This window comes from Pseudoalteromonas sp. A41-2, from assembly GCF_015767615.1.
Classification (GTDB): Bacteria; Pseudomonadota; Gammaproteobacteria; order Enterobacterales; family Alteromonadaceae; genus Pseudoalteromonas; species Pseudoalteromonas lipolytica.
Map to the genome: position 1 here is coordinate 2,752,729 of NZ_CP065231.1, position 25,652 is coordinate 2,778,380.

The 25,652-nt window shown below is 42.3% G+C and carries 18 protein-coding genes, 1 tRNA gene and 1 pseudogene; 6 read left to right on the forward strand and 14 right to left on the reverse strand.

The features are described from left to right. Positions 1-76: 76 nt before the first annotated feature. Positions 77-1,330, forward strand: coding sequence for an MFS transporter (locus IT970_RS12410; protein WP_196857384.1), 1,254 nt, complete (start codon positions 77-79; stop codon positions 1,328-1,330). 9 nt (positions 1,331-1,339) lie between these two features. On the opposite strand, the gene IT970_RS12415 is transcribed toward IT970_RS12410, so the two are convergent. The 5 genes from IT970_RS12415 to IT970_RS12435 all read right to left on the reverse strand — a co-directional run bounded on the left by IT970_RS12415 (position 1,340) and on the right by IT970_RS12435 (position 7,414). Next, positions 1,340-1,756: a GFA family protein gene (locus tag IT970_RS12415; protein ID WP_074988923.1), complete on the reverse strand. Its 417-nt coding sequence runs from the start codon at positions 1,754-1,756 to the stop codon at positions 1,340-1,342. A gap of 1 nt (position 1,757) precedes the next feature. Further along, on the reverse strand, positions 1,758-2,765 hold the full coding sequence (locus tag IT970_RS12420; RefSeq protein ID WP_196857385.1) for a fatty acid desaturase: 1,008 nt from the start codon (positions 2,763-2,765) through the stop codon (positions 1,758-1,760). 46 nt (positions 2,766-2,811) lie between these two features. Then, positions 2,812-4,983 (reverse strand): putative bifunctional diguanylate cyclase/phosphodiesterase, encoded by a 2,172-nt coding sequence (locus IT970_RS12425; RefSeq protein ID WP_196857386.1) that lies wholly within the window; start codon positions 4,981-4,983, stop codon positions 2,812-2,814. Between the two features lie 517 nt (positions 4,984-5,500). Further along, positions 5,501-5,585 (reverse strand) — tRNA-Leu (locus IT970_RS12430). A 170-nt stretch (positions 5,586-5,755) separates the two neighbouring features. Then, a complete protein-coding gene (locus IT970_RS12435; protein WP_196857387.1) occupies positions 5,756-7,414 on the reverse strand; it encodes an acyl-CoA dehydrogenase family protein in 1,659 nt (552 codons plus the stop codon). Positions 7,415-7,554: 140 nt separating this feature from the next. Between IT970_RS12435 and IT970_RS12440 the strand changes: the two genes are divergently transcribed. Further along, on the forward strand, positions 7,555-8,055 hold the full coding sequence (locus IT970_RS12440; protein WP_036966174.1) for an RDD family protein: 501 nt from the start codon (positions 7,555-7,557) through the stop codon (positions 8,053-8,055). A 115-nt stretch (positions 8,056-8,170) separates the two neighbouring features. Here IT970_RS12440 and lptG read toward each other — a convergent pair whose 3' ends face one another. Both lptG and lptF read right to left on the reverse strand, forming a co-directional pair. Further along, positions 8,171-9,238 carry an LPS export ABC transporter permease LptG gene (gene lptG / locus IT970_RS12445; RefSeq protein WP_036966171.1) on the reverse strand — a complete coding sequence of 356 codons (1,068 nt, stop codon included), beginning with the start codon at positions 9,236-9,238 and terminating at the stop codon, positions 8,171-8,173. After that, entirely contained in the window at positions 9,235-10,347 is a 1,113-nt protein-coding gene (gene lptF, locus IT970_RS12450) for an LPS export ABC transporter permease LptF (protein WP_036966168.1), read from the reverse strand. Before lptF ends, lptG begins: the two co-directional genes overlap by 4 nt. Before the next feature lie 322 nt (positions 10,348-10,669). On the opposite strand from lptF, the gene pepA reads away from it, so the two are divergent. The 3 genes from pepA (at position 10,670) to IT970_RS12465 (ending at position 15,636) form a co-directional block, all read left to right on the forward strand. Then, on the forward strand, positions 10,670-12,184 hold the full coding sequence (pepA, locus tag IT970_RS12455) for a leucyl aminopeptidase (RefSeq protein ID WP_036966165.1): 1,515 nt from the start codon (positions 10,670-10,672) through the stop codon (positions 12,182-12,184). 126 nt (positions 12,185-12,310) lie between these two features. After that, positions 12,311-12,757 (forward strand): DNA polymerase III subunit chi, encoded by a 447-nt coding sequence (locus IT970_RS12460; RefSeq protein ID WP_036966161.1) that lies wholly within the window; start codon positions 12,311-12,313, stop codon positions 12,755-12,757. A 23-nt stretch (positions 12,758-12,780) separates the two neighbouring features. Further along, on the forward strand, positions 12,781-15,636 hold the full coding sequence (locus tag IT970_RS12465; protein ID WP_065979700.1) for a valine--tRNA ligase: 2,856 nt from the start codon (positions 12,781-12,783) through the stop codon (positions 15,634-15,636). A gap of 127 nt (positions 15,637-15,763) precedes the next feature. Here the strand turns inward: IT970_RS12465 and IT970_RS12470 are convergent, their stop codons facing one another. Further along, positions 15,764-17,041: an outer membrane protein transport protein gene (locus IT970_RS12470; RefSeq protein WP_036966153.1), complete on the reverse strand. Its 1,278-nt coding sequence runs from the start codon at positions 17,039-17,041 to the stop codon at positions 15,764-15,766. A gap of 334 nt (positions 17,042-17,375) precedes the next feature. Between IT970_RS12470 and IT970_RS12475 the strand changes: the two genes are divergently transcribed. Further along, complete coding sequence (locus IT970_RS12475) at positions 17,376-17,699, forward strand: hypothetical protein (RefSeq protein WP_036966150.1); 324 nt, start codon at positions 17,376-17,378, stop codon at positions 17,697-17,699. On the opposite strand, the gene IT970_RS12480 is transcribed toward IT970_RS12475, so the two are convergent. The 6 genes and pseudogenes from IT970_RS12480 to parE form a co-directional block, all read right to left on the reverse strand. Further along, positions 17,659-18,876 (reverse strand): HD-GYP domain-containing protein, encoded by a 1,218-nt coding sequence (locus IT970_RS12480; RefSeq protein ID WP_074988927.1) that lies wholly within the window; start codon positions 18,874-18,876, stop codon positions 17,659-17,661. The genes IT970_RS12475 and IT970_RS12480 overlap by 41 nt on opposite strands. Positions 18,877-19,092: 216 nt before the next feature. Next, positions 19,093-19,428, reverse strand: a complete 336-nt coding sequence (gene rraB / locus IT970_RS12485; RefSeq protein ID WP_036966145.1) for a ribonuclease E inhibitor RraB — start codon at positions 19,426-19,428, stop codon at positions 19,093-19,095. Further along, on the reverse strand, positions 19,428-20,141 hold the full coding sequence (locus tag IT970_RS12490) for a 1-acylglycerol-3-phosphate O-acyltransferase (RefSeq protein WP_036966142.1): 714 nt from the start codon (positions 20,139-20,141) through the stop codon (positions 19,428-19,430). The genes rraB and IT970_RS12490 overlap by 1 nt, the downstream gene beginning before the upstream one ends. Positions 20,142-20,282: 141 nt before the next feature. Further along, positions 20,283-22,581, reverse strand: a pseudogene (gene parC / locus IT970_RS12495) (DNA topoisomerase IV subunit A). A gap of 10 nt (positions 22,582-22,591) precedes the next feature. Then, complete coding sequence (locus IT970_RS12500; RefSeq protein ID WP_196857388.1) at positions 22,592-23,692, reverse strand: PQQ-dependent sugar dehydrogenase; 1,101 nt, start codon at positions 23,690-23,692, stop codon at positions 22,592-22,594. 49 nt (positions 23,693-23,741) lie between these two features. Next, complete coding sequence (gene parE, locus IT970_RS12505) at positions 23,742-25,631, reverse strand: DNA topoisomerase IV subunit B (RefSeq protein WP_036966132.1); 1,890 nt, start codon at positions 25,629-25,631, stop codon at positions 23,742-23,744. Positions 25,632-25,652: the final 21 nt, after the last annotated feature.

Genomic DNA, 25,652 nt, shown 5'->3' on the forward strand with positions numbered 1-25,652 from the left:
GCTATCTCATAGTTCACCCACGCTGTTTAGTATTTAGGTATGATAGTTCTATCTCTTACTTAAGTGTCTAAACAGCGTGCCATCTTCTCAAAACGCAATTCGCACCCTTTTATTAGTGCTTGGCATTTTTCTTATTGCAGCCAGCTTACGCGCGCCCATCACAGGCATTGCGCCAGTACTTGAACAGATTATTGAGCAATTTAAGCTCACAGCATCGCAAGCCGGTATGTTGACCACTTTACCCCTGATAGCCTTTGCCATTGCCTCCCCCATGGCAGCAAGCTTGGCTAAAAAATATGGTCTGGAACTGTCGTTGTTTATCGCTCTGCTCCTGATTGGCGTGGGTGTTTTGTCTCGCCTGATTGATTCTGCAAGTGTTTTATTTATTGGCACCGCCGTGATTGGCGTTGGTATTGCGATTGGTAATGTATTATTGCCAAGTCTTATTAAGCGTGATTTTTCGCATAAAGTGGCGGTAATGACGTCAAGCTACGTACTTGCAATGGGCATATTTGGCGGGAGTTATTCAGCACTGATCACTCCCCTTGCAGAATACAAAGAAATAGGCTGGCAAGTGGCTTTAGCCAGTTACTCATTACTGGTGTTACTGGCCATTGTTGTTTGGCTTCCTCAGTTAAAACAGCATACGATGCCTGGCAAAGCACAGGTATCGCACACCACTCAGGCGAAAGTTTGGCATTCACCATTAGCATGGCAAATAACACTATTACTCGGTTTTAACTCATTTTTTACTTACATTATGCTTGGTTGGCTGCCGAGTATTTTGATTGAGTTTGGTCATACAGCTGAACACGCTGGAGCCTTGCAAGGTGCGTTTCAAGTTGCCTCAGCATTACCCGGTATCGTGCTTATTCCCTTATTAGCAAAACTAAATGATCAGCGAATACTCACTTTTAGCTTGGCCTTATTAGGTGCGCTATGTTCATTTGGATTATTGTACGCCCCAAGCTTCGCTATGCTTTGGTCTGTCACCTTAGGATTTTGCTCAGGTGCTTGTTTTATTTTAGGTTTATCGTTTGTGAGTTTACGTACTCATAATGCGCAGCAAGCTGCTGCTTTATCAGGTATGGCGCAATGTATCGGCTATTTACTGGCCGCAACAGGGCCAATCTTGGCCGGTACATTACATAGCTTTTTTAATAATTGGGCTGGCGCGCTATGGCTATGTATTGTATCAAGCCTGTTATGCGCGCTATTTGGTTACTTGAGTGGCCGAAACGTGACTATCAATGACGTGACTATCAACAATGACGTAACTATCAACAATGACGTGACTATCAACAATGACGTAACTATCAACAATAAATAGTACAGCCCCTTATTGACTGGCTGCCGTGATTTCAAATGTGCTCATATCCGCTAAGTTATCAAGCCATGGTTTATGAGAACGATACCAAATATGTGTGTTTGGAATAAGCTCAGCGGCTTGCTCAACAGCCCCTAAACGTAAGCCATAAATGCGCTCGCCTTCGCCGACTGAGGTCGCGTACAAAGCAGTACCACAATTAGCACAAAACCCCTGCGCTCTTTGATTACCGCTTTCAGCGATTTTTATATATTCTTTTGGTATAGCACCCGTGAATGTAACAGCATCGGGCATTGACATAACAACGGTACGAAATGGTGCCCCTGAAATTATTTGACAGTCGGTACAATGACAGTTAAATACTTTATTTTCATCAACTTGTGCTTGGTAAGTTACCTCACCACAGTGACAACGACCCGTGATTTGCATATTAAACTCCCTCTTGTTTAGTTTCGTATAGATTCGCACGCTTGATACTGCGTAAGTCATTAAATCTTACCCCGTGCTGCGCCATAATAGGCAGTATTTTTTGACTAATAAGTTGGCGAATATAAAACGGCTGATTTGGCACAAAATGATGAATAGTATGGGTACGACCAAAGTCAAAACAAAATAATTGAAAAGGTATAAACCAGCGACTATTAATCACGTGAGTTTGCTCAATCACATTGTTTACACCACCGTAGTAATGCATCGATGAAGTAATAAAATTGAGCGATGATGAACGAATAATATTTGGTATTATTAACACCACCATCAAAAACTCAGCAACCGCCAGCACATCTCCCCCCCAACTAGGTAACATAGATTCTAACGGCATAAATAACTGCAGTAAGTAGTACGCGATTACCCCATATAAAATAACGAAATAGGCGGTCGCAATTGGAAACCCCGCGTTAAATACGGTCAAAAACTTAAAGCCTTTAATTTCTTTATTAAAGCGCTTACTGTTGATTACTAATCCCAACAAACCATCAACAATCACCACAGCCCTAACAAACGGGTTTTTTATGCCATTACCGACCAAACGTTCTTCTAAGTCTTGATTGGTTCCTGAGACTTTATGATGGTGCAAATGAATTTTACGTCGATACCACGGGTTCACCGTATTTGGTCGCATTAACCACACAACCAGCATCATAAAATTATGAAGCCAAGGACGTTTACTAAAATATTGCTTATGAATAAGGTCATGTTCAAGTTCGTGAGAAATAGACGTAATCACAGCCGCTAAAATAATACACAACCACGCGGGAATGAGGCTCATATAATAAAGTGACGCGACACCAATTAATGACAATAGTGACAACAACAAAATAACCAAAGCAATACTATTTTGTTGATTAAGAACAGGGTATTTCGCTCTCAGTGCTTGTTCTTCTGTTTTAATAGCACTGACAATCGCCTGAATATTTTGCTTAGCGGTTAATTTTGGCATAGTTACATTTGCTCGTTTGTGTATACCAAAATCATACCGCGAATACTCAGCGGTCTCTAGCAAATTGCTCTAAAAAAGGAAGTATCTGACTGGGTGGCAAAGGTTTTGAAAAGTAATAACCTTGAATATAGTCACAACCAGCATCCGTTAACACTTCAAGTTGAGCGTATTCTTCAACCCCTTCAGCAACCACTTTAATACCCAGTACACGACTCATTTGAATGATTGACCTAACTAAGGCTTCGTCAGCTAAATCAACATGTATTTCATCAATAAACGACTTGTCGAGCTTGAGCACATCAACCGGAAAACGACGCAGGTAACTTAACGATGAGTAACCAGTACCAAAGTCGTCTAACGAAATTAAACACCCTGCTGCTTTAAGTTGAGTAAGCACGTCGAGGTGATTGGTATTTTCGGGGGCAAGTACACTTTCAGTTAATTCAAACGATATTTGCGAAGGCTTAACACCTTGACTCTTTATGATGTCAATCCACACATTGCGTTCAGGGTTGTACTCTGCAAACTCAAATAATGAACGGTTAACATTAAATACCAGTTGATCATACCCTTGTGCTTCAAGTGCCTTAATTTGCTGACACGTTTTTATTAACACCAATTCACCGAGTGGAATTATGACACGCGACTCTTCCGCTAATGGTATAAACTCTACAGGCGACACCCACTGCCCTTGGTTTTGCCACCTGACTAAGCTCTCGAATTTAGCAACTGTGTTATTTTCAATATCAATAATTGGTTGAAAATAAACCTCTATCTCGTTGTTCTTAACAGCCTGTGTCAGTTGCTCTACCAGTAAATTGTGTTTTTTAACCTTGTCGTCCATTTCAGTACAAAAGTGTAAATATGGATCCGCTGTTTGTTTTGCGTTTAAGCTAGCCAGCTCAGCTTGCCTAATAAGACGACGGGCTATTTTTTCAATTTTAACCTGCGATGTCAGTACATTATTATATTCATAATGACTGATACCCAGTGTCACTGTTACATGCTGACGAATACCGCCAATAGAAAAAGGCTCAATTAATAAAGCATTAATTTGTTTACAGACAAGTTCAAGCTCATGGCTATCCTGATAGGCCTGTAATATTGCAAAGCTGTCTCCATCGATGCGTGAAAATGCACACTCTTTAAAGGTATATGCCAGCCGATTTGCTATTTCACATAGCAGTTTATCCCCGAAGGTTAAGCCATATACGGTGTTAATATCTTGAAATCGATCAACATCAAAATAAATCACTGCCAAGTGCGTATTAACATCATTTTGATGCGACGGTGCCGAAATTAAATCACAAATACGTTCTTTAAAATAAAAGCGATTTGTGAGGCCCGTCAGTTGGTCATGATTTGCATGAAAATAAATTTTCCGCTCAGCTTCTTTTTTCTCTGTGATATCGAGAATGAAGGCGACGTAACACACCTCACCATTGTTAACCATTTTAGTAATTGATAAAAACTGGGTGTATAAGTCCCCTTGCTTGTTCTTATTCATGATCTCACCAGACCATTTACCTTCGGTATCAATGTGATGCCACATGGCACGATAAAAATGCGATGCATGCTTATTCGAACTCAATATTTTAGGATTTTTTCCTATAATCTCGTCGAACGAATAGCCAGTCATATTCGTAAATGCAGTATTTGCGTATATGATCTCGACATTTTCATTGCAGATAAAAATAGCTTCGTGACTTTGTTCTATCAATTGATTGGCAAAATCTAACTTGGCAATAAAGCGATCTTTTTCAATCTCTCGTTGAATAAGGCCTGTAAATAAGGAAAAGAAAGACTCAATTTGCATGGCATCACTGATTGCATGCTGAAAAAGTGCAACGAGAATGGTATCTGTTTTACCAGACATACTCTGCAAGGGCACCCCGACATACGCTTCAATACCCATATCAACGAGTAATTTATCGTCTGGAAATAATTGCTGTACGCCTGAGCTATAGCTCGAGATACCGCCGCAACTTACATCGTTGCAAGGCGTGCAGCGAATATCATAACTAATGTTTTCAACGATTTCGTCATTGGCCACCAACGTTAGCGTTGTTGCCTGCATGGTGTCTTCATCAACATGAGCTAAAAAAACGTGTGACGCACCCACCACTTCTGACAAAGAGAGGCATATAGCATTATAAAAGTTTTCACTTTTAAGATTAGATATACTTTCAACAATACGTTTTAGGTCGAATGTACCCACGCTTCCCGCCTTATCTTATATGCACTAAGTGTTTGACTTAACTTAAAGTTAAGGTTTCAAATTGTATTACATGAAGCCTATAAATACCATGCTACTCTAGTCCATTATGATTAATTTTCAATCAAGTAGACACACAAAATCAGGGGTTATTTAATTACTCAACATTGTTTGAACACCTGTGATTAATAATAGAACAAAAAGGATTTTATAGGGGCAATCAGAGCATGCCAGAAGAAAATGAATGAAAGGTTAGCCATGGCATTATACTGAAAGCTGTCTTTATCCCTCCTCTTGCAAAAGGCACGAATGTTTAAAGTTGCGGTGGTTAAAAGATACGATGGCTAAAAGATACAGTGGTTAAAAGGTACGGTGGCAAAAAGACACGGTGCGCAGACTTTACTTGCCTAATTGCCACGCCCCGTGTGTTACTCAAAAACGCGAACACACAACATAAGACACATAACTGATTTATTTCAGACATAAAAAAACCCCAGCAAAAGGTGCTGAGGTTAAAAAGTGGTACCAGTGGGCGGACTTGAACCGCCACGCCCGAAGGCAACGGATTTTGAATCCGTCATGTCTACCAATTCCATCACACTGGCTTCATTTTTCTTTAACCTTCTAAACACGAGAAGATAAAGAAAAACCACTTTAGAGCAATAAGCTTTTTAACTGCTTTTGTCTCTATGCCAAGCATTATACAAAGAATGGGTGAGGCAGCAAGCGTTTTATGCGGCCTGATGAATCAACCGCACAATTATTAAACAAGTTGTTAACCAGCGTGCTTTGGCATCATTCGAGAAACAATGGCCTGACAGTCTATTTCATGGCTTAAACAACCATACTGCGAAAAGTGAGGACCTTTCAAACGGCTTGTTACAAATGCGTGTGCGATAATGGGTTCACCAAACTGCAAGAGCGTTGCGGCTTGCCAAAGCTGTGCTAAGCGCTCAATGATCCGCCGAGCCTGTATTTCTAAATGTGACGTATCGGTTAGTAATGCCTGCAATTCATTAAGCTTATCGGCGTAATCACTGTTTAGTGCACGTGCTTTTTCAAGCTCCTTCATAAGCGCCGTTAACGATTCTGGCTCGCGGTTAAACACGCGCATTAAATCTAAGCATTGCACGTTACCTGACCCTTCCCAAATTGAATTAACAGGGGCTTCTTTATAAAGGCGACTGGCAATATTGTCTTGCACATAACCTACTCCACCAATGCATTCCATCGCCTCGAAGGTGTGCTGAACTGCACGCTTGCAAATCCAGTACTTTCCAATCGCAGTCGCACTGCGAACGAGTGCAGCTTCGCTATCATCGTCTTGTTTATCAATTGCGTGGGCAATCCGCATCGAGATTGCCAACGCTGCCTCTGCTTCCAAGGCTAAATCAGCTAAGACATTCAGCATTAATGGCTGTTGATGCAGTTTTTTTCCAAAAACAGCGCGCTCTGATGTGTGCCATACCGCTTCTTTTACTGCTTGCATCATCAATGAACTTGAGCCGAGCATACAGTCATACCGTGTGAGTGCGACCATTTGAATAATCGTCTTAATACCACTGCCAGGTTCGCCCAACATCCAGCCATGCGCTGATCTAAACTCGATTTCAGAGCTGGCATTTGACTGATTTCCTAATTTATTTTTTAAACGCTGAATATAGACGGCATTTTTTTCACCACTTTCAAGCCAGCGCGGCACTAAAAAGCACGACAATTGCGAATTAGGAGCATAGGCGAGCACTAAAAAAGCATCGCTCATGGGGGCTGAACAAAACCATTTGTGTCCTTCAAGCACGTAAAGCTGCCCTGCACCGCCTTCATTTAGTGGTGTTGCTTTGGTGGTATTTGCTCGTACATCGGTGCCTCCTTGCTTTTCGGTCATGGCCATACCAATCGTAACACCTTGTTTTTCAAACCACGGCTTGTTGTCGCCATCATAATGATTGGCCAGTATTTTTGGCAGCCACACTTCAGCGATATTGGCTTGACTGGCAATAGCAGGCACACTCGCAAAGGTCATCGTTAGCGGGCAACCTGACCCTGGGTCAGCATGATTATGTAGTACAGCCATCACCGCGCGTACAACATGACTGCCTTGCTTTTTTTGCTGCCAAGGTAAGGCACAGTGTCCTTGCGCTATGGCATGCTGCATAAGCTGATGATAACTTGGATGGTAATCAACATGGTCAATACGCTCACCAAAGCGGTTATGTGTATTAAGTTCAGGCAAATGCTTATTTGCCAAGAACCCAGCTTGTAACAGTTCCCCTCCCACCTGTTGCCCAAAAGCAGAAAGATGCGCTGTTCCCCATTGTCCCGCAAAACAATTTTGCCAATACTGCAACACGTCGTCAGCCTCGTACGCGTTATAGTTTTCAAGCGGTTTGGGTTGATTAAATACCACGTGGGTTTCACTCGAAGAAACAGACATAGAAGGGCTCTCTTTTTTATTATTTTTTCAACTATAGCAGGTCAGACCTGCTTGTCGACAAGCGAAACCCTCGCTAAGTATTTCTTGTTTGCTAAGGACTTTGCTAAACTACAGCGCAATTTAATAGGATGAGAGTGTTTATGTCAGCTGAGTTTCCTCGTGCCGGTTTTTGGCGCCGTTTTGCCTCGTTAATTTACGACACCTTGGTTGTGATTGCCTTTGCAATGCTCACAACTGTGCTATACCTACTGGCTGTTCAGGGACTTATTTCACTTGATGTGTTGAGTATTGGCAATGCTGAGGATGTCTCAGCGTATATTCAAAACTCCCCTTTGCTTTATGGCATCCGTAGTGGATTACTGGTGTTAGTGAGCGTGGCATTTTTTAGTTACTTTTGGGCTAAAAGCGGGCAAACCATAGGCATGCGCGCATGGCGCTTAAAAGTACAAACCCTCGATGGTAAGCTGATTAGCTGGCAACAAGGTGCGCTAAGAGCAATCTGTGCTTTATTAGGTTTGGGTAATTTAGTGGTGCTGATTGATTTTAAAAACAAACGTGCACTGCAAGATTACATAGCTAAAACAGAAGTAATTACGCTCACAAAAGAAGAAAATAAACGCATTTATCGCTCATTAGATTAGGCGCAGTTCGCTTAATTAAGCTTATTGGTGTAATCACTGATTGGTAAAGCGATACAGTAGATACAAAAAAGCGTGACTAGATAGTCACGCTTTTTTTGTAATTTAAGTACGTTTACTACACACGCTTATTTAGCAAGTAGGTCGCAAAACCAATAAATAGAATGCTTGGCAACACCGCACCGACAACCGCTGGAATTTGATATACCATCACCACAGGGCCAAATATTTCATTGGTTAAGTGGAAGGTAATGCCGGTTATAACCCCCATAATGATTCGAGCGCCCATTGTAACGGTTCGCAGTGGGCCAAATATAAACGACAACGCCACTAATAACATCACCGCGATAGACACAGGCTGCATTACTTTGCGCCACAATGCTAACTCATAGGTGCTAGTATCTTGTTCATTTTGTTTTAGGTAACTCAAATATGACCAAAGTCCAGTAAACGATAACGCTTCTGGTTTTACCGATACAACCCCTAACTTTTCTGCTGTTAACTGTGAATCGTAAAACTCTTCAGTTTGCTGTTCAGTGCTAATCTGTTCTGGCGTGATTTTAACTTTATTAACGCCACGCAACAGCCAACCATCTTTTCGGTTTACGGCTTCTTTTGCTTTCGTTATTTGAGTTAATTGCAATGACTTATCAAAATGATACATATGTACACCACGCAATACGCCTTGCTGATCAACATCTTCTATATTTATAAAGTTGCTGCCATCTTTTGCCCATACACCTTGTTTGGCATTAAAGACATCGCCCCCGTTAATAGCGTGGTTGCGTATTTCTTTCGCTTTAAGCTGTGCTTCGGGCGCTCCCCACTCACCAAGCGCCATCATACAGATAGCCATAAACATGGCAGTTTTCATTACCGACGCAATAATCTGTAAACGCGACATGCCCGCGGCCTGCATCACCACCAACTCACTGTTTGATGCTAAAGCACCGAGTCCCGTTAAGCCACCAATGAGCGCTGCCATCGGAAAGAAAATAACCAAGTCTCCCGGCATGCTGTACACAGTGTAAATAAGTGCTGTCGCAATATCATAACTGCCACGCCCAACCGATTTTAACTGTTCAATAAATTTAATAAGGGTACTGATACCAACCAGCACCATTAATGCAAATCCTGTAGTTTGAATAATGCTGCGGCCTAAATACCAGTCGAGTGTTTTCATCATGCGCTTAACTCCCGCTTAGTCACCACTGCTTTTAACCATGCGCCGAGCGGGCGGCCTTTGATAATCAATAAACCACCAATAAACAAGGCAGATAAATGAATCCACCACAGCCCAATTGAAGGTGGTATTTTACCATCTTCAACAGCAAATTTAGCGGCATTAAGAAGGATGAAATACCCTAAATACAAGCTGATTGCAGGCACTAATTTAGCAAATTTACCTTGTCGTGGGTTAACCACACTAAGCGGAACGGCCAGTAAAGTAAGCAGTGGAATCGAAAGCGGTATTGCAATACGCCACTGCCACTGAGCAACCGCTTCTACACTTTTCATTTTAAATAAATCAAACGTTGGTACGGCTTCTAATTTACGGCGTTGATGTTCAATTTCTTGGTCTTGGATTTGTACGCTATAACCATCAAACTCTGTCAGGTTAAGCGCCGCAGATTCACCGTCTGTTTCATAACGCTTACCATCATTCAAAATAAGTTGTTGCTCACCGTTATCTTGTTCAATCACGACACCACGCTCTGCGTAGACTAACCGTGCCAAATCACCTTTCTCACGGTCAGGTAACTGGGCAACAAAAACTTTGTGAAGTTCTTTACCACCGTTTTCAATATTATGAATAAAGACAACGGCTTTTTCGTTGCCTGTTTGCTGAAAACGACCCGCTCGAAGTGCAGACAAACCAGCATCGGCTTTTGCTTGTTCTTTTAATTGATACTCTTGCTCACTCGCCCATGGTGCAATGTACAGTGTTAAGGCACCCGCAAGAATGGCCATCGCTGTACTTGAAATAAGCGTGACGCGCACAACATACCATTCACTGACGCCACAGGCTCTAAACACCGTCATTTCGCTATCGGCATAAATACGACTATAGGCCAAAATAATGCCTAAAAAGATACTCAAAGGGAGAATAAGCGACGCAAGCTGCGGTAGTTTTAACGCGATCATCGAAAGCACAAGCTTTGCAGGAAGCCCTCCATCTGAGGCATCACCTAAAATCACCACAAACTTTTGCGACACAAAAATGGTCATTAAAGTTAAAAATACGGCGACCTGCGACTTTAAGACTTCAGTGGTCAAATAACGGAAAATTAGCAATGCTCGCCCCTGTTAAACATCGTGTTTCACTGGAATAGTAAGAAATTTTGAGTAAACTAGTTATTTTACTCACTTTATTATATGCCATCACAATTAAATATCATACCTAGCAAGAACATATAATCTTGCATTTATAGTACAGATGGCATCTATTATGTGATATTGATATTCACAATAAGATAAAGTTCAAAAACACGTAAATAGAGTCATAGTTTATGAGCTAATATTAGTGTTAATAAACTAAAAAATGTAAGAAAGGACTCGAAAATGAATTTCTTACCCTTATTTACTAAGGTTATACGACTCAAAATCAGGAGTGACAATGGAATTTAGCGTAAAAAGTGGTAGTCCAGAAAAACAACGTAGCGCATGTATTGTAGTTGGCGTTTATGAGCCACGTCGTTTATCGCCCATTGGTGAACAGCTAGATAAAATCAGCGATGGTTATATTTCAAATTTACTGCGCCGTGGCGACCTTGAGGGTAAGCCAGGTCAAGTATTGTTGTTGCATCATGTACCCAATGTACTGAGCGAACGCGTTTTACTTGTAGGCTGTGGTAAAGAGCGAGAGTTGGACGACAAACAATATAAACAAATCATCTCTAAAACCATTAACACGCTGAACGAGACAGGCTCTATGGAAGCGGTATGCTTTTTAACAGAGCAGCACGTTAAAAGCCGTGATACTTATTGGAAAGTACGTCAAGCCGTTGAAACGACACAAGATTGTTTATACACATTTAATCAGCTTAAAAGTAAAAAAAGCGACCCTCGTCGACCATTACGCAAAATTGTCTTCAATGTACCGACACGCCGTGAACTCACGATTGGCGAAAGTGCAATTGAGCATGGTTTAGCTATCGCAGCCGGTAGTAAATTATGTAAAGACGTTGCCAATATGCCACCTAATATCTGTAACCCAGCGTATTTAGGTGAGCAAGCACAAGAGCTTGCCGACAACTTTGACAATGTCACGGTTGAAATTATTGGTGAAGAAAAAATGGCTGAGCTTGGCATGAATTCATACCTTGCTGTCGGCCGTGGTAGTGCGAACGAGTCTGTGATGTCGGTAATTAAATACCAAGGTGCCGACAAAGACCAAGCCCCTATCGTACTCGTTGGTAAAGGTTTAACCTTTGACTCTGGCGGTATTTCAATCAAACCAGGCGAAGCCATGGATGAAATGAAATACGACATGGGCGGTGCCGCTGGGGTTATTGGCACAATGCGCGCATTGGCTCAAATGCAGTTACCTATTAATGTGGTTGGTGTGCTTGCTGGTTGTGAAAACATGCCTGGTTCAAATGCTTATCGTCCGGGTGATATTTTAACGACAATGTCAGGTCAAACTGTTGAAGTATTAAATACCGATGCAGAAGGCCGTTTAGTGCTGTGTGATGCACTCACCTATGTTGAGCGCTTTGAACCCGATACCGTGGTCGATGTAGCCACCTTAACGGGTGCCTGTATTATTGCGCTTGGTTCGCATGCAACGGGGTTACTTTCAAATCATAACCCGCTTGCCCATGACTTACTTAAAGCATCTGAGCAAAGTGGCGACCGCGCATGGCAGTTGCCACTGTGGGATGATTATCAAGAACAACTTGAAAGTCCATTTGCTGATTTCACCAACTTAGGTGGCCGTGCAGCTGGGACAATTACTGCTGCGTGTTTCTTGTCTAAATTCACCAAAAAATACAATTGGGCGCATTTAGATATCGCTGGTACAGCATGGCGCAGTGGTGGTAAAAACAAAGGTGCAACGGGTCGTCCGGTGCCAATGTTGACACAGTATTTACTAAACCGTGCTGGCATTAGCGAAGCAAGCCACGACTAAGCACGTTATTTACAGAGTAAGTAACGCTAAATAAGGCGCCAAATGGCGCCTTATTAATTGAAGCAATACGCGTTCTATGTCAAAATCTCTGCTTTGATCTGTGTATCTGTGGGGACGCCCGTCACAATGAGCATGAACGCACAATTTTACGTTCTAAAACAAGATGATAACAGCCAGCAAGCTGATAAAGCGTGTTTTGATCTTGCCGCTAAAATCGCTGCGGATCAGTATCGTCTTGGTCATCGCGTATTTATTTACGCCGATAACATCGACACGGCCCACACAATCGACGACATCATTTGGTCATTTGAACCAGATAGTTTCATACCACACAACCTACAAGGTGAAGGCCCTAAAGGCGGCGCTCCAGTAGAAATTGGTATGACGCCACCTGTCGGCAACAGAAAGATATTAATCAACTTAGCTGAACACCTGCCGGATTTTATTCGCCGTTTTCAGCAAGTTTTTGACTTTGTTCCCGTTGAGCCAACCGCTAAACAAGCTGCCCGTGAGCGGTTTAAAAAGCTTCGCCAACTGGGCGCCCATATTGCAACGCAAGAAATTGACATTTAAGCATTTATTTAAGGTTCTGTGTAATGGATAAAACCTACAATCCGCAAGATATTGAACAGTCTTTATATCAAGACTGGGAAGAAAAAGGCTACTTTAAACCATCTGGCCAAGGTGACGCATACTCAATCATGATCCCGCCACCAAACGTCACGGGTAGCTTACACATGGGCCACGCATTCCAAGACACTATCATGGATACGCTAACACGTTTAAAGCGTATGCAAGGCAACAACACATTATGGCAAGTAGGTACCGACCACGCAGGTATCGCAACACAAATGCTGGTTGAGCGTAAGCTTGCTGCCGAAGAAGGTAAAACACGCCATGACTTAGGTCGTGATGCATTTATCGACAAAATTTGGGAGTGGAAAAATCACTCTGGCGGCACAATTACCAAACAATTACGTCGCTTAGGTGCGTCAGTCGATTGGGACCGTGAACGTTTCACTATGGACGAAGGTCTATCTGAAGCCGTAAAAGAAGTGTTCGTACGTCTTCATAAAGACGATTTAATCTACCGTGGTAAGCGTCTAGTAAACTGGGATCCTAAGTTACACACAGCCATCTCAGATCTTGAAGTTGAAAATAAAGACAAGCAAGGCCATATGTGGAACCTTCGCTATCCACTCGCTGATGGCGTAAAAACACAAGACGGTAAAGACTACATCATCGTAGCAACAACGCGTCCAGAAACCATGTTAGGTGATACTGGCGTGGCTGTTAACCCTGATGATGAGCGTTACCAAGACCTGATCGGCAAAGAAATTTTACTGCCTATCGTCAATCGTCGTATTCCTATTGTTGCCGATGAACATGCCGACATGGAAAAAGGCACGGGGTGTGTGAAAATCACGCCAGCGCACGACTTTAACGATAACGAAGTAGGCAAACGTCATCAACTGCCTATGATCAACATCTTCAACAAAGATGCGGCAGTATTAAGCCAAGGCGAAAGCTATACTTTCGACGGTAAAGAGCTGGCGCTTGATGCACCTATTCCTGAACGCTTGCACGGTCTTGACCGTTTTGATGCGCGCAAGGCAATTGTGAGCGAATTTGAAGAACTGGGTTTATTAGAAAAAATTGAAGACCACAGCCTAACGGTTCCTTACGGTGACCGCTCTGGTGTGGTAATTGAGCCTCTACTAACAGACCAATGGTACGTGCGTGTAGCACCGCTTGCAGAACCAGCCAAAGAAGCCGTTAAAAACGGCGACATTAAATTTGTACCACAACAATATGAGAACATGTACTTCTCGTGGATGAACGACGTACAAGATTGGTGTATTTCACGTCAACTTTGGTGGGGTCATCGTATTCCAGCTTGGTACGACAACGAAGGTAACGTGTATGTTGGCCGTGACGAAGCAGAAGTTCGCCGCGACAATAACATTGCTGATAACGTGGCGCTTAAACAAGACGAAGACGTACTTGATACATGGTTTTCATCAGCACTGTGGACCTTCTCAACACAGGGTTGGCCTGCAAACACAGATGATTTAAAAACCTTCCACCCTTCAGATGTATTGGTAACCGGTTTCGACATTATCTTCTTCTGGGTTGCACGTATGATCATGATGACCATGCACTTCATCAAAGATGAAGACGGCAAGCCACAAGTTCCATTTAAAACCGTTTATGTCACCGGTCTTATCCGTGATGAAAACGGCGACAAAATGTCTAAATCAAAAGGTAACGTACTTGACCCAATCGATATGATTGACGGTATCGACCTTGAAAGTCTCGTTGAAAAGCGCACTGGCAACATGATGCAGCCACAGCTTGCGAAGAAGATTGAAAAGAATACCCGTAAAACATTCGAAAATGGTATTGAAGCACACGGTACAGATGCCCTACGTTTCACATTAGCGGCAATGGCTTCAACAGGCCGTGACATAAACTGGGATATGAACCGCCTTGAAGGTTATCGTAACTTCTGTAATAAACTATGGAATGCGAGCCGTTACGTATTAATGAATACGGAAGAGCAAGATTGTGGTTTTAATACTGAGGCTGAAAAGCAGTATTCACTAGCTGACCGTTGGATTTTAGGTCAATTTGAAGCCACGGTTAAAACCTACACAGAGCACCTAGAAAACTACCGTTTTGACCTTGCTGCAAACACTATCTACGAGTTCACATGGAACCAGTTCTGTGATTGGTACTTAGAGCTTACTAAGCCGGTATTATTCAAAGGCAACGAAGCACAACAACGTGGTACGCGTCATACTCTTATCACGGTATTAGAAAGCTTACTGCGCTTAATGCACCCAATGATGCCTTATATCACAGAAACAATCTGGCAACGTGTTGCACCGCTGGCGGGTATTGAAACTGCAAACACCAGTATTATGGTGCAAGCTTTCCCTGTATACACAGCTGCAAACGTCGACAGCCAAGCAATGGACGACCTAGAGTGGGTTAAACAGTTCATTCTAGCTATCCGTAATATCCGTGGTGAAATGGATATTAGCCCAAGTAAACCATTGTCGGTTTTACTGGCTAATGCATCAGATGAAGACACGCGCCGTTTAGCTGATAACGAAGCATTCTTAGCATCACTTGCTAAGCTTGAAGCGTTCACGCTGCTTGAAAATAAAGACGATGCACCAGCGTGTGCAACATCGTATGTTGGCAACTTGGAAATCATGATCCCAATGGCTGGCTTAATTGATGTTGAAGCTGAGCTTGGTCGTATTGCTAAGCAGCTAGAAAAAGCTGAAAAAGGCTTAGCGCAAGTACAAAATAAACTTGCCAACGAAAAGTTTGTGAACAACGCACCTGAAGCAGTTCTTGCTAAAGAGCACGCTAAACTTGCTGAGTTTACAGATGCAAAAGACAAACTATTAGCGCAAAAGGCGAAAATAGAAAGCCTATAACGCCATACACTAAGCGCGATTAATTCGCGCTTACAAAAAAGCCGCATCATGGTATTTCATGATGCGGCTTTTTTAATTTCTAATAAGTATCAGCGATTTTTACACAGTATAAAAATCGCCTTAAATATTAAAATGTGTAGTTATACTGAGCACCTAATAGTACAGCATGACCTTTTGATTCATATTCCCATGAAACATTTTGGCCAAGTGACGCTGCTAAACTATCTTTTTCAGTGAAGTTTTGTGTTTTACCACGAAGAATACTCACACCTAAGTCGATATTTGAGTTTTCGCTGAATGCGTAATTACCACCGAACGAGAACCAGAAACGGTCTGTATCAGGAATAGAGATTGAAAGGTGTGATTGATCAGCTGGCGATTCATCGTAGGCAATACCTGCACGAAGTAATAACGCATCGCTGTACTGATAGTCAGTACCAATTGAGTAACGCATTGAATCAGAGAAATTCTCTTCTTTAGAGAAAACAGGCGTTTCACGGCTTGGTGTATACGCTTCTAATTTCTGGAAGCTATCCCAACCAGTCCATAAAATGCTGTAGTGTACGCCTAGCTTTTTGTCTAATTGATGTGAACCAGAGAACTCAGCAATCGCTGGTAATGTTAATTTTAGCTCGCCAGGTACAGTCATGCCCGCTAAACCACCCACAGCTGCAGGTAATTGGTTTGAGTACTCACCTTCAAAATCGATATCTGTTTCGCTGCGGTAGCTAAAGCCAAAGCGATTATTTTCATCAAGTTGGTACATTGCACCCACGTTCCAACCAAAACCGTAATCGTCACCTTCAAGGTGAGCAATTTGCGTATTCGCAGGGATACCAAATGGGTTAGCACCGGCATTACGAACTACTTTTGCATCAGCGTAAACATAGTTTAAGCCAAGACCTACGCTGAACTGCTCGTTGATTTTGTACGATGCACTGGCATTCATGTTAACAGTTACGATTTCAGTTTCACCCGCAATCGAGCCTGCCGCATAGTCGTCATTAAACTCAGTTGAAAGACCAAAGTTAGAAAAAGCACCAAAACCTAACGACACTTTGTCATTTAATGGCATGGTGAAGTAACCCGCAGGAATAAATGCAGATGGAGCGATGCTATCATCATCAATTGAGTTTGCATCTAAACCATATGCAGCGCTCTGGCCTTTTAAGCTTACGTCTGGAATAACAGCAATGCCTGCCACTGAAATTTGCTTGTCTTTGAATAAAGACATAAGTGCAGGGTTACGAGCTACAACTGAAGCATCATCAGCAACGGCTGCTTCACCTGCGTATGCACGGCCTAAACCTGATACATTTTGCTCTGCTAATTGGAAAGCTGCAGCAAAGCTGTCAGCAGAAACAACAGCAAGTGATGCTGCAATTAATGTTTTAGTGAACTTCATAAATCTGTGTCCTCTTGCAATCTAATGCGTTAGCGATACCAATTTATAGTGCAACCAGCTAGTTAGCTTTTAAAGTTAGCGCTAGATGTTGGTATTAGATGTTTTATTCTAATAATTACAAACTTTCGAACATTACCTTAATTAAGATCAAAAAACTGTAATTTTTCGTTAGAAATAGGTAAAAAACCCACATTTTAACAACAAGATAACAACTTATTAAAACTCATCAGATCTCTGGTAACAAACAGCAATTGATATCAATTATCATTTGCATTGACATCTTTTTAGCATCGCTTTAGACTAAAATCAGTGTGTTAATGGATTAGGCGTGGTTATGGAAATCGCTTTTATTTTTACTGCATTGCTCTTGTGTGGAGTCAGTGTTTACTACTTCTGTAAAGCAAATTACTGTGCTTGCACCAAAGCCGGTGAGTGCGATAACCCCGTTAATCAGTATTGGTTAGGTGCGATGTGCAGCGCGGTTCTGTCGTTATTGTTGTGTTGTGTTGCTTTGCATGTCGAAAAAGGCACATTATTGTGGTTGGTATTAATGGTAAGTTGTTTTAGTGGTGCATTTATTTCAGCTAAACGTAATGCCAAAAAGCGCTGCACTAAAGCTAAACAAGCAAATGCTCTTTTAACAAACGAGCCAAATTAAGCTGATAATCAAGCGGTTTGATACTAGCAACAATCTTTAATTCATGGTTTTCGCTTAAATTAACATCTTTAGCGGTAATATGGTGCTTGTGTTTAGCATTATAAAAAATTTTTACTTTAGGCTTTATAGGGTTCTCATGATTCCCTTCCATCACTAACGCAAGGCGTTCATTGTTAAGCTTAACAATTGTGCCAACTGGATGTACTCCCAAGCACTTAATAAACCGCTGTACAAGTTCTGAGTCAAACAGGTGCTTATTAGCCAACAAGTAACGTAATGCCGAGATAGGCTCTTCGCCTAATTGATGAGGGCGGTCTGCTGTCATTGCATCATACACATCGACTATAGCCATCATTCGCGCTGGCCGACTCAGCTTTTCAGCGCCAATGCCACGCGGGTAGCCACTGCCATCTAAGCGTTCATGATGATTAACGACCATATCAAGCATTAACGGGCTAATTCCCTTTTCACCTTTAATCACACCTAAGCTTTGTGCGACATGTTTTCTAACAACCTGCATTTCTGTGTCATTCAATGCACTGGGCTTTGATAGCACTCCTTGCGGCATTTTTGCTTGCCCTATATCATGCAAGAGCGCTCCCATAGCAAGCTCTTTTATCGTTTTTTCTTTGTAGCCTAGATACTTAGCAAACACACTGACTAAAATTGCGGTATTAATCATATGACGCCAATTATAGATATGCTTGTCTTTAAGACGCGTTAATATCGTCAGCGCATTGTGATTTCGAAACACAGAGCCGACAATATCAACCGCAATATCATCTAATAAACTCATATTCATTTTCAGACCCGCGGTGATGTCTGAGTAAAGTGCTTGTAATTTACGGCTGTACTGTTCGTAGTGAACACTTGCCTTAAGAAACTCCTGCTCAACCGTTACAGCGTGCGACTTAGTATTAAGGGCGTCAGTTTGCTCTACAATGGGTTTGCTTGGTTCTGCAACTGGTTGGTATTTTTTAGGAAGCGCAACATCACTCTGAGCAAAATCGATAAGGAGTTCTTCAACGCCCTCAGAAATTAAACGCTTAATAATGGTTTTATCACGCACTAAACCACGCGTTTTTATTTTAATACTGTTTATGTGTTCTTGTTGCTTACTGACACTGTCAACAAACATCCCTGGTACAAGTTCGGCAATCGGTAAGGTGATTAACATAAAAAGGTTAGTGCATAAAAAATCGAGTTTTCATTATCGCCCAACCGAAAAAAATGTCTATAGATCAAGTCTCGAATACGAAATAGGTATGAGTTAATTTTAGAGGTTAGAGGTTAGAGGTTAGAGGTTAGAGGTTAGAGGTTAGGAAATTATAAGCGCGATTATATGTCGCGCCATAATTCAGACAGTAACGCGGGGTAAACCCGCTGCTACATTTTATTCCTGAAAGTATGTGCCCCAACCGTCATACTCAACGTCACATTGCTGTGCAAGGGCTTCTAATTTATCAACATCTTCCATTATGACTTCAACGTCAAGCTCAGCTTCAACAACGACGTCAAAGCTCCATACTTTTTGGCCATCTTCTAGCTCAAGTTCTGCAGGTTCTTCAACATCGTAGCCAAGTTTAAATGCGGCTAGCGCAGCTTGCTCTAATTTTTCGAAGTTTTCACTTACGAAGTGATGTTCAACTTCATACAGTACTTCAGGATCTGAGCCATCTTCAAGGAGTGAAGTAACAATGTCTTCACTAATTTCGCGCCAATTTTCCATTATTTATTTCTCACTTGAGCATCTAATTCAGTTATTTTAGCAGCCATAATATTATGAACATGCGACGCATGCTCACGTGCAGTTACGTCTTTATCAAGATAAATCGGCGCTAACATTTCAAGGTAAATTGTACCATTGTCTAAGCGGTTTAGCTTAATAGTTTTATGCGTGGTACTCATACAAACAGGCACAATGGGGACATCTGCACTCATTGCGGTATGAAATGCCCCCGTTTTAAAAGGCAGTAAACCGCGACCATAACTCCGAGTTCCCTCTGGGAACATCCACACAGACAGACCTTTTTGCTTTATTTTTTCGGCTGATTTAGAAATGGTACCCGCTGCTTTTGAGCGGTTTGCACGGTCAATTAAAATATTACCTGAAAGCCAGTATAGCTGACCAAAAAACGGAATCCACTTTAAGCTTTTCTTACCAAGGCTGACACAATTTTCTGGCACCATCGCGGGTAAGGTGAATATGTCGTAGTTGTTTTGATGATTTGCTACATACACTGCTGGACCCACATTTTTAGCGTCAGGGTGATAAGTCAGCTCAAGCTTAACGCCTAGCAACACCGCCATTTTACTAAACCAACCTGAAACAATGTGCACATTATTATTGTGAAATGGTTTAAAAATGCATAAAAGCAAACCAAACACACAGCTTAAAACAATAAATAACGCCATGATAATAATACGAAAAACAGCTAACAAAACGGATTCTCCTCGAGTAAATCAGCGCGCATTATAACGTGAAATATGTCATTACCATAGCTTTTGGCGTACATGTGTGCGCTAAGATATTAATCTCTTTTCGTTGCAATAAAAAAGGCCTGCTTAGCAGGCCTTCTTAATTTATTCACTCAAATCTGTTGAGGATTCGTCTGGTTCATCGGTGTGTGTTATTTCTACCACCGCTTCATCTACACGCTGTAACCCTCGTGGTAGCTTATTACCTCGACGACCGCGCTCACCATGATAATGCTCAAGATCACTTGGTTTTAAGGTTAATTTACGCTTGCCTGCATGAAGTGTCACACTGCTGCCCTCAGGCACCACCGCAAGTACTTTTACAAACTCTTCACGGGGCTTGTACTTTTGCACTAGGAATAGAAATAATCTTGTTTCCCTTGCCTTTGCTTAGCTTAGGTAAATCACGTAATGGGAATAACAGCATACGGCCTTCATTTGAAATCGCCATACAGTAATCTGTCGCAACATCACTCACACGGATAGGAGCAAGTAGCTCTCCGCCTTTAGGCACGCTAACCAGCGCTTTACCATTCTTGTTCTTACTAACAAGATCTTTAAAGTCGCTAATAAAGCCATAACCTGCATCTGAAGCCATCAATAATACTTGATTGTCTTCTGCCATCACCACATGTTCAAAGTTAGCCCCAGAGCTTAAATTAAAGCGCCCTGTCATTGGCTCACCTTGGCTTCGCGCTGACGGTAAGCTGTGCGCATCCGTGGCAAATGCTCGACCACTTGAGTCAAGGAACACCGCAGGCTGGTTGCTCTTACCACGCGCCGATGCTTTATAGTTATCGCCTGATTTATAACTGAGTCCTTCCACATCTAAATCATGGCCTTTACCGACACGTGCCCAGCCTTTTTCAGACAGCACAACAGTGACTGATTCTGATGGAATAAGATCTTTCTCGCTCAATGCTTTTGCTTCAACACGCTCAACAACAGGTGAACGACGATCGTCTCCGTACATTTCAGCAGCTTCTTGAATTTCTTTCTTCATTAACGTCGACATACGACGATCTGAGCCTAGCGTTTGCTCTAATTTATCACGCTCTTTGGCAAGCTCATCCTGCTCGCCTTTAATTTTAAACTCTTCAAGTTTCGCTAAGTGACGTAGTTTTAATTCTAAAATCGCTTCGGCTTGCGTGTCTGTTATTGCGAAACGCTCCATCAGCACTGGCTTTGGCTTATCTTCAGTACGGATGATTTCAATCACTTCATCAATATTTAAGAAAGCAGTTAATAAACCTTCTAAAATATGTAAGCGCGCAAGTACTTTATCTAAACGGTACTGTAAACGACGACGTACTGTTTCACGGCGGAACGTTAACCATTCAGTTAAAATGCTGAGTAAATCTTTTACTTGTGGGCGTCCATCTAAACCCAGCATATTTAAGTTTACGCGGTAGTTCTTTTCTAAATCGGTTGTCGCAAATAAGTGGGCCATTAATGGCTCTGCTTTAATGCGATTTGAGCGCGGTACAATAACGATACGCGTTGGGTTTTCGTGATCAGATTCATCACGTAAATCTGCCACCATTGGCAGCTTTTTCGCATTCATTTGCGCCGCTATTTGTTCAAGTACCTTAGCACCTGAACATTGATGCGGTAGCGCCGTAATAACAATATCACCGTGTTCTTCGGTGTAGATTGCCCGCATTTTAATTGAACCACGACCAGTTTGATAAATTTTACGAATATCGTCTTTTGGTGTGATGATCTCAGCTTCTGTTGGGTAATCAGGCGCATGCACTAATTCCAGCAGTTCTTCGATTTCAGTTTTTGGTTTATCGAGTAATAAACAACATGCACTCGCCACTTCACGCACATTGTGTGGTGGAATATCGGTTGCCATCCCCACCGCAATACCCGTCACACCATTAAGTAAAATATGCGGTAAACGAGCAGGCAGCACCATCGGCTCATCTAATGTGCCATCAAAGTTAGCCGTCCAATCAACAGTTCCCTGCCCAAGCTCTTTAAGTAAAACTTCTGAGAACTTTGATAAACGTGCTTCGGTATAACGCATTGCAGCAAATGACTTAGGATCATCCGCGGCCCCCCAGTTACCTTGCCCATCCACCAGCGGATAACGGTAAGAAAACGGCTGCGCCATTAAGACCATGGCTTCGTAACATGCGCTGTCACCATGTGGATGGTATTTACCTAAAACATCACCCACGGTACGCGCTGATTTTTTATATTTTGCTTGTGCCGATAAGCCCAACTCACTCATCGCATAAATAATACGGCGCTGTACAGGTTTTAGACCATCGCCTACATGCGGTAAGGCGCGGTCCATAATGACGTACATCGAATAATTTAAATAGGCGTCTTCAGTAAAGCGCCCCATTGTTTGTTGTTCTATGCCTTGCATCAGCAAGGTATCTGTATCACTCATTAACGCTTACCTATTTTTTCTTAGCGCTAACGCGGTAAATCGCATTAGCGTAATCGTCTGAGATCAATAAGCTGCCATCTGCAAGTTCTGCAAATGCAACTGGGCGACCAAATGTTTCTTCATTTTGCATAAAGCCAGTAATGAATGGGGTGTACTTTGTAATACGGCCTTGTTCAACATTGGCTAGCATGACTCTATAACCCGACTTTTTCGAACGATTCCACGAACCATGCTCAGCAACAAATAACTGTTCTTTGTAGTTGGCCGGAAATTGCTTACCGTTGTAGAAATGAATACCTAATGGTGCAACATGCGCCCCCAGCGCCAGTGCAGGTGATTTGTAATCAGCAATACGCTTACCTTTGCCAAATTCAGGGTCTAAAATAGCCCCTGCATGCACATAAGGGAAACCGTAATGAGCGCCTTCTTCTCCTTCACCTACTCGGTTTATCTCGCATGGAGGCATGTCATCGCCCATCATGTCACGGCCATTGTCACTGAACCAAAAAGCATGGGTAGTTGGGTGATAGTCAAAGCCCACTGAATTACGTACACCTTTGGCAATCGTTTTAATTTCTTTGGTATCAACATCCAAAGAGAAAATACGGCCGTACTTGTCATCTTCTGCACAAATATTACACGGTACACCAACAGGAACAATTAACTCCCCCGTTGGCGCAAAGCTAATAAACTTCCAGCCATGGTGACGATCGGTTGGGAACTTATCGTAAACCACCTCAAATTTGGGTGTTTTTAAATGTTTATCAATTTCTTTAAAACGAATAATACGTGACACTTCAGCAACGTATAAATCGCCGTCTTTTATTGCTAAACCCGACGGCATTTCGAGCCCTTTGGCAATCACAATTTTCTTATCTGCTACACCATCACTGTTATGATCGATAAGCGCATAAACATTGCCCGCTTTTCGCGAGCCGACATACACAATGCCTTTTTTAGAAACGGCAATTTGACGCGCATTCTCAACATCATCTGCAAATAAACTAACGTTGAAGCCATCTGCAACCGTTAGTTTATCTAAAATATCTTTTGCCATCACTGGCGCTGACAACAAGCTCAGTGATAATAATGAAGTCAGTATTTTTTTCATTTTTCTTGCCTTTTAATTCATTTTCAGCAACTAAGTTGCAGCTCTATATTTAAACTTGTGCACGATTACCGTGATCTTCTAGCCACTGACGACGGTCTGAAGAACGCTTTTTAGCAAGCAACATATCCATCATTTCCATGGTTTGCTCTTCTTCATCAAGTGTTAGCTGCACTAAGCGACGTGTATTAGGATCCATGGTGGTTTCGCGTAATTGCAGCGGATTCATCTCACCAAGACCTTTGAAGCGTTGTACATTAACTTTACCGCGTTTTTTCTCTGCTTCTATCCGGGCTAAAATGCCATTTTTTTCGTCTTCATCAAGGGCGTAATACACATCCTTACCAATGTCGATTCGAAATAAAGGGGGCATTGCCACGTACACATGGCCTTTTTTGATAAGCGCAGGAAAGTGACGCACAAACAATGCACACAACAAGGTGGCTATGTGTAATCCATCCGAGTCAGCATCCGCTAAGATACAGATTTTATTGTAGCGCAGACCTGATAGGTCACTCGAATCAGGGTCAATGCCGAGTGCCACCGAAATATCATGCACTTCTTGCGATGCCAAAATTTGCCCAGACTCAACTTCCCACGTATTTAAGATTTTACCTCGCAGCGGCATAATCGCTTGGAACTCGCGATCACGTGCTTGTTTAGCCGAACCACCCGCCGAGTCACCCTCAACTAAAAACAGTTCAGTGCGGTCATTATCTTGCGCGCTGCAATCGGTTAATTTACCAGGTAATGCGGGGCCAGAGGTAATGCGTTTACGCACTACTTTTTTGGCTGCACGTAAACGACGTTGCGCATTAGAGATACATAAATCGGCAAGTAACTCGGCAGTTTCGGTGTGCTCGTTTAACCATAAACTAAATGAGTCTTTCACCACACCAGACACAAATGCAGCACATGAACGCGAAGACAGCTTTTCTTTTGTTTGACCTGCAAATTGCGGGTCTTGCATTTTAACTGACAGCACATAACTACAACGCTCCCAAATATCATCTGGGGTCAGTTTTACACCACGTGGCAGTAAGTTTCTAAACTCACAAAACTCACGCATCGCCTCTAAAAGCCCTTGGCGCAAGCCGTTTACATGGGTTCCGCCCTGTGCGGTTGGAATTAAGTTTACATAGCTCTCGGCAATCGATTCACCACCATCAGGTAACCACACAACTGCCCAATCAGCGCCTTCTGTTGAGCTGGCAAACTCACCTATAAACGGCTCTTTAGGCAAGACATCAAAGCCTTTTACAGCCTCATTTAAATAGTCTTTTAGGCCTGTTTCGTAGTACCACTCGAGTGTTTCTTTAGTTTGCTTATTGGTAAATTTGATGCGCAAACCTGGGCATAATACGGCTTTGGCTTTTAATAAGTGATTAAGTTTGGTGATCGAAAAGTTCGCTGAGTCAAAATAGCTGGCATCAGGCCAAAAACGAACCGTTGTCCCGGTATTACGCTTACCAACCGTGCCAATAACGTTTAAGTCTTCGACTTTATCGCCGTGTTCAAAGGCCATTCTAAATTGCTGCGCATCGCGGCGAACAGTCACTTCAACACGAGTAGATAGCGCATTCACAACCGAAATACCTACGCCGTGCAAACCACCTGAGAATTGATAGTTCTTATTTGAGAACTTACCACCTGCATGTAGCTTGGTAAAAATAAGCTCTACTCCGGGAATTCCTTCTTCTGGGTGAATATCGATTGGCATCCCTCGGCCATCATCAATGACTTCTAATGAGTTATCTTCATGAAGAATGACATCTATTTTTGTTGCATGGCCTGCCATTGCTTCATCGACACTGTTATCGATAACCTCTTGGCCTAAGTGATTAGGACGCACCGTGTCGGTATACATACCAGGGCGGCGTTTAACAGGTTCTAACCCGTTTAAGACTTCAATTGCTTCGGCGTTATAATTTTGCTGACTCATAGTTTTTATATCTTTTATGCG